The sequence below is a fragment of the Vibrio sp. T20 genome, assembly GCF_007858795.1.
Classification (GTDB): domain Bacteria; phylum Pseudomonadota; class Gammaproteobacteria; order Enterobacterales; family Vibrionaceae; genus Vibrio; species Vibrio satsumensis.
In genome coordinates this window covers 212,941-224,084 of record NZ_VFEB01000091.1, presented here as the reverse complement: position 1 = coordinate 224,084, position 11,144 = coordinate 212,941, and the positions used below count along the sequence as shown (strand labels likewise).

General features: G+C 45.4%; 7 protein-coding genes. 3 read left to right on the top strand and 4 right to left on the bottom strand.

The genetic code is table 11. From position 1 onward, the window contains the following. Nucleotides 1-82: 82 nt before the first annotated feature. The 3 genes from FTW16_RS10600 (at nt 83) to glgB (ending at nt 7,251) form a co-directional block, all read left to right on the top strand. Nucleotides 83-2,536 (top strand): glycogen/starch/alpha-glucan phosphorylase, encoded by a 2,454-nt coding sequence (locus FTW16_RS10600; RefSeq protein ID WP_146491011.1) that lies wholly within the window; start codon nt 83-85, stop codon nt 2,534-2,536. 175 nt (nt 2,537-2,711) lie between these two features. Beyond that, nucleotides 2,712-4,892, top strand: a complete 2,181-nt coding sequence (gene malQ / locus FTW16_RS10595; protein WP_061016348.1) for a 4-alpha-glucanotransferase — start codon at nt 2,712-2,714, stop codon at nt 4,890-4,892. Nucleotides 4,893-5,067: 175 nt separating this feature from the next. Then, nucleotides 5,068-7,251 (top strand): 1,4-alpha-glucan branching protein GlgB, encoded by a 2,184-nt coding sequence (gene glgB, locus FTW16_RS10590; RefSeq protein ID WP_146491010.1) that lies wholly within the window; start codon nt 5,068-5,070, stop codon nt 7,249-7,251. A 71-nt stretch (nt 7,252-7,322) separates the two neighbouring features. Here the strand turns inward: glgB and FTW16_RS10585 are convergent, their stop codons facing one another. The 4 genes from FTW16_RS10585 to FTW16_RS10570 all read right to left on the bottom strand — a co-directional run bounded on the left by FTW16_RS10585 (nt 7,323) and on the right by FTW16_RS10570 (nt 11,103). Next, on the bottom strand, nt 7,323-7,793 hold the full coding sequence (locus FTW16_RS10585) for a TetR/AcrR family transcriptional regulator (RefSeq protein ID WP_146491009.1): 471 nt from the start codon (nt 7,791-7,793) through the stop codon (nt 7,323-7,325). Nucleotides 7,794-8,017: 224 nt separating this feature from the next. Further along, nucleotides 8,018-8,857, bottom strand: coding sequence for an energy-coupling factor transporter transmembrane component T family protein (locus FTW16_RS10580; protein ID WP_146491008.1), 840 nt, complete (start codon nt 8,855-8,857; stop codon nt 8,018-8,020). After that, nucleotides 8,854-10,548, bottom strand: coding sequence for an ABC transporter ATP-binding protein (locus tag FTW16_RS10575; protein ID WP_146491007.1), 1,695 nt, complete (start codon nt 10,546-10,548; stop codon nt 8,854-8,856). Before FTW16_RS10575 ends, FTW16_RS10580 begins: the two co-directional genes overlap by 4 nt. A gap of 6 nt (nt 10,549-10,554) precedes the next feature. Continuing rightward, nucleotides 10,555-11,103, bottom strand: a complete 549-nt coding sequence (locus FTW16_RS10570; RefSeq protein ID WP_048662433.1) for an ECF-type riboflavin transporter substrate-binding protein — start codon at nt 11,101-11,103, stop codon at nt 10,555-10,557. Between the last annotated feature and the right edge of the window lie 41 nt (nt 11,104-11,144).

The window sequence follows — 11,144 nt, the reverse complement described above, 5'->3', positions numbered from 1 at the left end:
TAGCGGGAGGATGTTTAGTTTATGGTGACCATGCACGATATGTCACAGATGAATTAGAACTATTAAAAGCGAGATTTCTGAAATGAAACCAACTCAGCAAAAAACTTTCGATAAAGTGTCATTCCAAGAGAGTGTTAAGAAACATCTATCTGCAACCTACGCAACAACAGTAGAAACCGCTGACAGCCGTTCATGGTATTTAGCAATGGGTCGTGCTCTTGCTGAGCTAACGACATTCGATCTGTTAGAAACAGAAAACGATGAAAAAATCAAAAACGCGAAGAGTGTTAACTACCTTTCGCTAGAATTCTTGATTGGCCGTCTGACAGGTAACAACCTAATCAGCATGGGCCTGTATGAGCAAATCACTCATGCAATGGAAGAACTAGGTCAAAACCTAACTGACCTTCTAGAAGAAGAACGCGACCCATCACTAGGTAATGGTGGTCTTGGTCGTTTAGCTGCTTGTTTCATGGATTCTTGTGCCGCTCAAGAATACCCAACAGTAGGTTACGGTCTTCACTACGAATACGGTCTATTCAAACAGTCTTTCCAAGACGGTCGCCAACAAGAAGCACCAGACGCATGGCGCGGTGTTGAAGGTTACCCATGGGAAGTTGCTCGTCCAGAACTAGCACAACACATTGGTTTTTACGGTCATGTAGAAGTTGAATTCATCGACGGTAAAGAAGTACGTACTTGGGTTCCAGGTATGGAAGTAAAAGCAATGCCTTGGGATCTACCAATCGTAGGTTACGAGTCAAGCACGGTTTACCCGCTGCGTCTTTGGGAATGTCAGGCAATCGCACCATTCTCACTAGCAAGCTTCAATAACGGTGATTACTTCGAAGCGCAACACTCGCTAATCGATGCAGGTAACATTACTAAGGTTCTTTACCCGAATGACAACCACGAGAAAGGTAAAACACTGCGTCTAATGCAGCAGTACTTCCACTCAGCAGCATCGGTTCGCGATATTCTACGTCGCCACGAAGCAGCAGGTTTTGCTCTAGAAGATCTGCCTAAGCAAGAAACGATTCAGCTTAACGATACGCACCCAACGATTGCGATTCCTGAGCTAATGCGCATCCTGATTGACGAGAAAGGTCTATCTTGGGATCAAGCATGGGAAATCAGTGCTCACACGTTCGCTTACACGAACCACACATTACTTCCAGAAGCGCTAGAAACTTGGTCTGAATCTTTGATCAATCGTCTTCTTCCACGTCACATGGAAATCATCTTTGAAATCAACCACCGCTTCATGCAAGAAGTTCGCAAGATGTGGCCTGGTGACGGTGAGAAGCAAGCGAAGCTTTCTATCATCCAAGAGGGTTTCCACCGCATGGTTCGCATGGCAAACCTATGTGTGATTGGTTCTTACAAAGTAAACGGCGTAGCTGCACTTCACTCTCAACTGGTTAAGAAAGACTTGTTCCCAGAGTTCAACGAAATCTTCCCAGGTAAACTGACTAACGTAACAAACGGCATCACGCCACGTCGTTGGTTGAAGTTCTGTAACCCAGGTCTATCTACACTAATTACTGGCAAGATCGGTACTGAGTGGCCTGCAAAACTTGAGCAGCTAGAAGGCATCGCTAAGTTTGCAACAGACGCGAAATTCCAAAAAGAATTCATGGCTGTTAAGAAAGAAAACAAACAGCGTCTTGCTGATTGGGTTCAAGAGAACATGGGTATCGAGCTAGATACTAACGCTATTTTCGACGTTCAAATCAAGCGTCTTCACGAATACAAGCGTCAGCACCTAGATTTGCTACACATTCTATCTCTGTACCACCGTATTCTTAACGAACCTGGTTTCGAGTGTGAGCCTCGCGTATGTTTCTTCGCAGCGAAAGCAGCACCGGGTTACCACCTAGCGAAAGAGATCATCTTCGCAGTTAACAAGATTGCAGAGAAGATCAACAACGATCCTCGCATCGGCAACAAGCTTAAAGTGGTATTCATCCCTGACTACCGTGTAAGCATGGCTGAAATCATCATCCCTGCAGCAGACGTTTCTCAGCAAATCTCACTGGCTGGTAAAGAAGCATCAGGTACGGGCAACATGAAGATGGCTCTAAACGGCGCTCTAACTATCGGTACGATGGATGGCGCGAACGTTGAGATTCGTGAAGAAGTTGGCGATGAGAACATCTACATCTTCGGCCTAGACGTTGATGGCGTTCAAGCACTGAAAGCTCAGGGCTACAACCCATACGACTACTACAATGCAGATCCACTACTGAAAGCATCTCTAGATCTATTGACTGGCGATGAGTTCACTCCAGGTCAACCAGGTCTTCTACGTGCAACGTTTGATAGCCTGCTAGACGGTGGTGACCCATACCTATGTCTTGCTGACTTCGCATCTTACGTGAAAGCGCACGAAGACATGGGCACGCAATACAAAGACCAAGCAGGTTGGGCTAAGAAAGCGATTCTTAACACAGCATTGGTTGGTAAGTTCACATCAGACCGCTCTATCCGCGACTACGTGAACAACATCTGGAAACTTGAAGCGGTTAACCGTTAATAGTTCCAAAAGTAGCCAAGGCAGTTTCTGCCTTGGCTCAATTAGCTTGTGAGCAAACAGATGGCTTATCCGGTAGCAATGCTTACAAACTGATTGTCACAAGCTAATTGATTAGTAACAAATTAGATAACAACCCTACAAAATAGAAAGCGTCAGAACGTTTTCGGAGAGAGCGATGAAAGAACAGACCGTATTAAAACAAGTCGCAGAAATGGCAAACATTGCCGACAGTTACGTTAGTGCGTGGGGCGATGAAGCACAAGTATCAGACGAGACGATTACGTCTCTATTGGCTTCGTTGGGCTACGATACAAGCAGCGATGATGCACTGCTTAAGTCAGCAGAAAGAAAACACAAAAAAGATGTACTAGACCCAGTTCTTGTCTTGCGTGACGGTGAGCCAGTAGAAGTGGCGCTTAATCTAGGTGTGAGTGCTCGTGAAAGTGAGTTCAGCTGGCGCTTAGAAACCGAGCAAGGAGAGGTACTTGAAGGCTATCTTCAATCTCAAGTCGTTCGTGACGAGCGTGCCGAGGGTGGCCCTTTAGTGTTTGCATTGCCAAGTGATTTGGCATGGGGTTATCACAAGCTAATTGTGAGCCGTAAGCGCCGTAAGAAGCCTTACGAGATGACACTGATTATTACGCCAAAAGCGTGTTTCAAGCAGTCACCAATCGAGCAAGGCAAAAAGCTGTGGGGACCAAGTGTTCAACTTTACACACTAAGAACTCAGCACAACTGGGGTATTGGTGATTTCGGTGACCTAAAACAGCTTGTTGCTGATATCGCTTCTCGCGGTGGGGATTTCGTTGGTCTAAACCCAATCCACTCATTGTTTCCTGCGAACCCTGAAGGCGCGAGCCCATACAGCCCGTCTTCTCGTCGCTGGTTGAACATCCTATACATTGATGTGAGTTCAGTACCTGAATTCGCACTAAGTGCAGAAGCACAACAAACGGTAGGCAGCGCAGAGTTCCAACAACGTCTACAAAAAGCGCGTGAAGCACACTGGGTAAACTACACCGAAGTGTCTGAACTTAAGATGAGTATCTTGCCTCTGTTATTCGCAGAATTTAAGACTCGTCATCTAGACAAGAACAGCGACCGTGCTCAAGCGTTCTTAGCCTTCGTAGAAGAGGGTGGCGACAGCCTAATGCATCAAGCCGCGTTTGATGCTCTACATGGTGAACTACACGCTGAAGATTCTGGCATGTGGGGATGGCCTGTATTCCCTGAGAAGTACCGTACATTCGACAGCCCAGCGACACAGAAGTACATCAAAGAGAACCTAGAAAACGTTCATCTGTACATGTACCTACAGTGGCTAGCAGATTGCCAGATCAACGATGCACAGTCTCTTGCAGAAGAGAAGGGCATGGCAGTTGGTCTGTACCGTGACTTAGCGGTAGGTGTTGCAGATTCAGGCAGCGAAACTTGGGCTGACGAAGGCAACTTAGTTATGGATGCGAGCATTGGTGCTCCACCTGATATTCTTGGTCCGCTAGGCCAAAACTGGGGCTTACCACCACTGAACCCAGAAGTGCTTCAAGAAACAAGCTACGACGCTTATATCAAGCTACTTCGTGCGAACATGAAGCACTGTGGTGCACTGCGTATTGACCACGTTTTAGGTCTACTGCGTTTGTGGTGGATTCCAAAGGGTGAAAACGCAACCAAAGGCGCTTACATCTACTACCCAGTGCAAGATATGCTGTCGATTCTTGCGCTTGAATCTCACCGTTACCAATGTAGCGTTATCGGTGAAGATTTAGGTACGGTGCCAGATGAGATCGTAGACATCTTAGCAGATGCTGGCGTGCACTCTTACAAGGTGTTTTTCTTCGAAACATCAGAAGAAGATGGTGGTTTCATATCTCCGAAACACTACGCATCACAATCAATGGCGGCACTGTGTACGCACGATATGCCAACATTACGTGGCTTCTGGCACTGTGATGACTTGAAGATGGGTCAAGAGATTGGTTTATACCCAGACGCAGCACAACTAGAAACTCTGTTCGATGACCGTCTTGAGTGTAAGCAAGGTATCTTAGATTCAGTAGCATGGCACGGTTTCCTACCTGAAGGTGTTGGCCGCGATGCAAGCCAAGTGCCGATGGATTCTTACCTTGCTGAAGCTCTTCAACTGCACGTAGCAGCTGGTGGTTCAACACTACTGAGTGTTCAGCTGGAAGATTGGTTAGAGATGGATAAGCCGGTAAACATTCCTGGCACGGTCGATGAGTACCCTAACTGGCGTCGTAAACTATCAATGAACTTGGACGAAATCTTTGCTCACGAAGGCGTTAATCGTATCGCTTCTAAGCTGACTGACGTTCGAGAAAAAGCAGGTAAGTAATGACGTTGAGTGACTTGAAATTAGGTGGTTTTTTGCTTACGCCGTACGAAACTACAACCTCGGTCACTCAATAATGAATGCTCATCTGGTAGAATAAACCGTCGTTATATTGCCCGCACTAATAGCGGGCATTTTTGTATTATGTTTTTTGGATGTTTGGTTAGGGAGAAACGTTTTGGAACTAAGTTCGATTTCAAAGCAAAAACAAATATATACCCAACTATCACAGGCTTGTTTCACAGACCCATTTGCGTTTTTAGGGCCATACTTACCTTCTGAGCAAGGTGCATTACGTGTCTGGATTCCTGGGGCAGATAAAGTCGAATTGATAGTTGGAAAGGAACCTCGTATTGAGTTAGCGCGAGAGGGTGAAAGTGGTTTCATTCTTAAGCAAGAGAGAGACTTACGTTTCACTCACTATAAGCTTGCAGTTGATTGGGCTGGAGTAGAGCAGATCATTGATGATCCATACCAGTATCATGATTTGTACGCGAGCTATGAAGATCTTCACACACCTAAGGATATGTACCATCACATGGGGGCTCAGTTTATTACGTTAGAGCGTGATGGACAGACGATTTCAGGTACTCGTTTCTTGGTATATGCTCCGCACGCAACAGCGGCAAGCTTGGTAGGTAACTTCAACTCTTGGGATGGTCGTCGCCACCCAATGCAGCGTCTCGATTATGGTATGTGGGGCCTATTCATTCCTGAACTGGAAGAGGGCGCTCAATACAAGTTTGAATTAAAAGGACCTGATGGCGAAGGCTTACCGCATAAAGCTGACCCATGGGGTTTCTACTCTGAGCAATACCCATCATTTTCTTCTGTGACTTACGATCACGCTCGTTACGAGTGGCAAGATGCTAAGTGGCAGAATCGTCCAGTGACGCAAAAGCGTAAAGAAGCGCTTTCGTTCTATGAGCTGCATGCCGGTTCATGGAAGCGTAATGCTGAAGGCGAATTCCTAAATTACCGTGAGCTAGCGGCAGAACTGATTCCATATCTAACGGATCTTGGCTATACGCACGTTGAATTGATGCCTGTTTCAGAGCACCCATTCTATGGTTCATGGGGCTACCAGCCTGTTGGCCTTTTCGCACCAACCAGCCGTTTCGGTTCACCGGATGACTTCAAATACTTTGTAGACCAATGTCACCAAGCGGGCCTTGGCGTTGTGCTTGACTGGGTTCCAGCTCACTTCCCAAGTGACGATCACGGTTTAGCTAATTTTGATGGTACGCCGTTATTCCATGATCCAGACCCACGTCGTGGTTGGCACCAAGACTGGAACTCGTACATCTATGACTTAGGTCGTGAACATGTTCGTCGCTTCTTAGTTTCTAATGCACTGTACTGGTTCGAGCAATTCCACATCGATGGCATCCGTGTTGATGCAGTAGCTTCGATGCTGTACCTCGATTACTCGCGCAGCCATGATCAATGGATTCCGAACGCAGACGGCGGCAACGAAAACTATGACGCTATTGCAACGCTTAAATGGATGAACGAAGAAGTGTACAAACACTTCCCGAATGCAATGACCATTGCGGAAGAATCGACCGCTTTTCCTGGCGTTTCTGCACCAACCTTTATGGGCGGCTTAGGCTTCGGCTTTAAGTGGAACATGGGGTGGATGCACGATAGTTTGTCTTACATTCAAGAAGACCCAATTAACCGTAAATATCACCACGATACGATTACTTTCCCACTGGTTTACGCACACAGTGAGAACTATGTATTGTCTCTGTCTCATGATGAGGTGGTTTACGGTAAGGGCTCTATCCACAACAAGATGCCGGGTGATGAATGGCAGCAAACCGCTAACCTGCGTGCTTATATGGGTTACATGTATGCGCAGCCGGGTAAGAAGCTGAATTTCATGGGTGCAGAATTTGGTCAGACGGCCGAATGGAACCATGATGACCAACTGCAATGGTTCTTGCTGGATTACGAACGTCATCAAGGTGTTCAGCGTTTAACGAAAGACCTGAATAACCTGTATCGCTCTGAAGCTGCAATGCACGATCTTGATTTTGATCCGAAAGGATTTGAATGGCGTCTTCAAGATTCCGCAGAAGCGAGTATTCTAGCGCATGAACGTATCAGTGAATCTGGTGAGCGTATATTGGTGGTATCTAACTTTACGCCAGTTCCTAACGAGCACTTCCGTTTAGGTGTACCAGTACAAGGTAAGTACTCACTATTGTTGAATACTGACTCGACTGACTACGCCGGTAGTGGTTTTGAAGTGAAGCAGACTGCTGAGATCGAATCACTAGAAAGCGAAGGTCTGGATACATCGATTGAGTTGCGTTTACCGCCGCTATCGACGGTATTCTATAAGCTGAATTCGTAATATAATTCACGTAGTCGAAATACAAAAAAGGGAACCTTATGGTTCCCTTTTTCTACTTCAGAGCATTTGGTTTAGTGCTGCTTGAAGTTCGTAAGGTAGAGCATAGAGCGTCCTACCACGGTTTCAATAATCCTAATGGAGTCTGTTCCAAAGCTCTCAAACATCTTCTCACGAAATTCACCATTTGAGCTGAGGTCGAACTCTTCAGGGCTTTTAACCTGAGATGCATGGAAAAACATGAGTTTGATAACGTAGCGGAATTGTTCATCATCTAAAGCATCTTGCCAAGATTGAACAAACGCCGCTTCTGACGAGAAGTCTAAGCTATGGATAACAATCGATAACATGTGCTTGTGAAGCACTGAGCGGATAGCGCGTGTCGATGAATAATAGCCCTGAAGCGTCGTTAAACTAATGCCAATTTCTTGAGCAATCCTTGCATAAGTTAGTGCTTCATGTCCTTCAGCCAGAAAAAGGTTTAGTACGATTTCATCGTAGTGTTTTTGGTTTTCTAGTTTCTGTACTTGAGTAATTCGAGCCATTACAAATCTCTATTGAGTGTAACATTCTGTAAACACAGTATATTAAGAGTTTCTGAATTAAATCTCAAACTCCAAGGGTAAATAACTGGTCAATTTATCGTTAAATATAGTCAGTATTGTGTCATTGGTTCAATTATCAATCAGATTTTGGCATAAACAAAAACACCGCCCTATTGAGCGGTGTGTTATTTAAAGTCTTTGTTTATCTTTGCTAATTCAGATGACTAGAACGGATACCAAAATAACTGCGGCTCTAGAATGCGTTTCGCAATGGCTAACACCACGATAAAAGCGATGACACTTAAACAAACAAAATCGATACGTTTCAAAGGTGCATAGCTATACCAAGTGCGTGCTTTGTGTCGACCAAAACCTCGTAATGTCATTGCGTTAGAGATCTCGTCTGCGCGGTCCAAACTAGAGAAAATGAGCGGGCCTAGAACCTTAGCTACATTTTTGATTCGAGTAATTAGAGGCGCTTTCTTTGAGAGATCTACACCACGAGCTTGCTGTGCATGCATGATATTGATGAAGTCTTTTTTAACTTCTGGCAAGTAACGCAGGGTTAGACTCACCGCATAAGCTATTTTGTAAGGAACACCGATACGGTTGAGGCTCGCTGCAAACTCAGTTGGGTGCGTTGTGAAGACAAAAATCAACGCTATCGGGAACATGCTCATGTATTTGAGCGTAACGGTCACCAAGTAAAACAGTGTCTCTTGGCTCAATGAGTAATTACCAGGAAGCGTCAACAATAACGTTTCACTGCCAATGAGTTCAGGACCCTGTTGTGGAGCCAGTAAATACATAAATAAGGCATTTAGGCTCAGAACACTTGCAGTACCAATCAATAGCGGCTTGTAAACACGTACTGGAACTTGAGTCAGCTTTAATAGGTATAAGCCCGTCAGGATCAAAACAACGATGAGTCTGAGATCGAACGTTGTAAGGACAACGGTTACCCAAGCTAAAAACAGCGCAAACTTGGTGATGCCATTTAGAGCGTGCAGCGGCGATTTGGTATCGATGTAATTGATGCCGAATTTTACTTTTGATGCATTCATTGAGCGCTTCTCTCGTAGTCGATGAAGTACTGCATAAATGCATTGGTGTCGTCGATTTTCATCATGGTCGCGAGTTCATAAATGCTGGTGGTACAAAGATTTGCGCGTTCTAACAGCGAAGGCTGACTGAATACTTCCGTCATCGCGGCATTGGCAATCAGCTTACTGTCTGCAATCACGATTGAACGTGTGGTGTACTCGAGAACGAGGTGCATGTCGTGTGAGATAATCACAACGGTGATGCCTAGGTCGCGGTTGAGTTTTTGAATGAACGCCAGCATCGATGTGTAGTTACGGTAATCTTGACCTGCAGTCGGTTCATCCAAGATAAGAAGCTCAGGCTCCAGCACTAAGATAGACGCGATGGTTACACGTTTTTTCTGACCGTAGCTCAGTGCTTCGATTGGCCAATGGCGAAACTTGCTCAAGCCACAAAGCTCAAGAACGTTTTCTACTTTGCCTTTGATTTCGTCTTCTGTAACGCCACGATTACGAAGGCCAAATGCAACCTCATCGAAAATCATATGATGCGAGATCATATGGTTTGGGTTCTGCATTACCACACCGACTTTCTGACTTCTTTCGAAGATAGAAAGTTCAGATAAGTCTTCGCCGTTCAGGTACGAAGAGCCTGAATCCGCGTCAATCACACCCATGATAATCTTGGTGATGGTCGATTTACCTGAACCGTTCTTACCCAATATTGAAACAAACTCACCCTTGCCAATCTTAAAGCTGACATCTTCGAGTGCGTTTTTTTCACCGTCGTAAGAGTAAGTCAGGCCATGCACTTCGAGCAAAGGTTGATACTGCTTTTCAGCAACGGGAGTAGGGCGTTCAGCAAACCAAGCTTGAACCGCAGGACGGAACCTTTTGTAATCTAAAGCTTTGAGGTTGGACAGCTTGTGTTCGCTTGTTAAAGGTGCTTTGGCTGCTTTAAGGGCTGATAGATAAAGCGGTTCACGAATACCGTGTGTCTCAAGCAGTTCAGAAGCCAAGATTTCATCGGGTGTCATGTCTGCAACGATTTCGCCGTGTTCCATTAAGATCACACGATCAATATCGCGATGTAGAACATCCTCAAGGCGGTGTTCGATAATCACGATAGTTTTGTTGGTTTCTTTATGCAGTTGGTCGATGATCTCAATCGTTGCCTTGCCCGTCTTAGGGTCAAGGCTGGCCAGAGGCTCATCAAACAGCAAGATATCAACGTCATCAACTAAGATACCCGCTAACGATACTCGTTGTTTTTGACCACCAGAAAGGTCGTGTGGAGAGCGATCAAGCATATCCGCCAAGTCGACCATTTTTGCAGTCGACTTAACGAGAGGATACATATCGATGTTCGACATTAACTGGTTTTCCAATGCGAATGCGATATCTTCGCCGATACTTAAGCCGACAAATTGGCTGTCAGTATCTTGCAATACCGTGCCGACTTGCTCGGTATAGTCGTGCATTGAAAACTCAGAGATGTTCTTGCCGTTGATCTCTAAAGAGCCGGTGACCTCACCCTTAATCGCGTGAGGGATTAGACCGTTAAGACACTGACCTAGGGTAGATTTACCACTACCACTTGGTCCAATAATGACGATTTTCTCTCCTTTCTCTATCCTTAGATTGATATTTTTTAGCGTCGGTTTATCCAGCGACTCATATCTAAAAGAGAAGTTCGAAAATGCTATAGTCATTATCGCTTATGCCTCAGTCAGGTTGCGGCTTTGTTTGTTACGCTTAGCGACTGATTTTAGGATCAGGAAGCCAACAACAGCGATCAGAACGGTATTACCCGCTGCGATGATAGACAGTTGAGTGAAGACTTTAGTAAACGGTTCTGCGTATAAGATGGTATCTAGGAATGCAGAACAGCCGTAGCCGACAACATTACCTGCGAGAGCCAGTACGACAAATAGCGCAAAATCTTTCATTGGCAGTTCGCCTTGTTGAAGACGGTTTTTAGTCATCATAGGAAATAGACCAATAACCATGCCCACGATACCTGAGCCCAATACCCAAGTTAGCCATACGCCCCAGCCTGCGAATAAGTCTGTTACCCAGTGGCCAATGAAGCCGACCAAGAAGCCTACAATTGGGCCGAACAAAACAGAAAACAGTGCTAGAACTGCCATTGCTGGTTTCAATGTCGTGTTCGCAAACACTGGGACACCAAACATAGGTAAACCACCAATGCCGTACAGTGCCGCGCCAATGGCGATAACGACGACTGTTTTAGCTGAAAAGTTCATAGATAACCTCGAATACTGAAAGATAAAACATGATAAAGAAC

What these genes read in the sequence shown, in the direction of transcription:
- FTW16_RS10580 (WP_146491008.1), bottom strand. Translation starts at nt 8,857, where the DNA reads ATGAATGCATCAAAAGTAAAATTCGGCATCAATTACATCGATACCAAA.
- FTW16_RS10575 (WP_146491007.1), bottom strand. Translation starts at nt 10,548, where the DNA reads ATGACTATAGCATTTTCGAACTTCTCTTTTAGATATGAGTCGCTGGAT.
- FTW16_RS10600 (WP_146491011.1), top strand. Translation starts at nt 83, where the DNA reads ATGAAACCAACTCAGCAAAAAACTTTCGATAAAGTGTCATTCCAAGAG.
- FTW16_RS10585 (WP_146491009.1), bottom strand. Translation starts at nt 7,793, where the DNA reads ATGGCTCGAATTACTCAAGTACAGAAACTAGAAAACCAAAAACACTAC.
- FTW16_RS10570 (WP_048662433.1), bottom strand. Translation starts at nt 11,103, where the DNA reads ATGAACTTTTCAGCTAAAACAGTCGTCGTTATCGCCATTGGCGCGGCA.
- malQ (WP_061016348.1), top strand. Translation starts at nt 2,712, where the DNA reads ATGAAAGAACAGACCGTATTAAAACAAGTCGCAGAAATGGCAAACATT.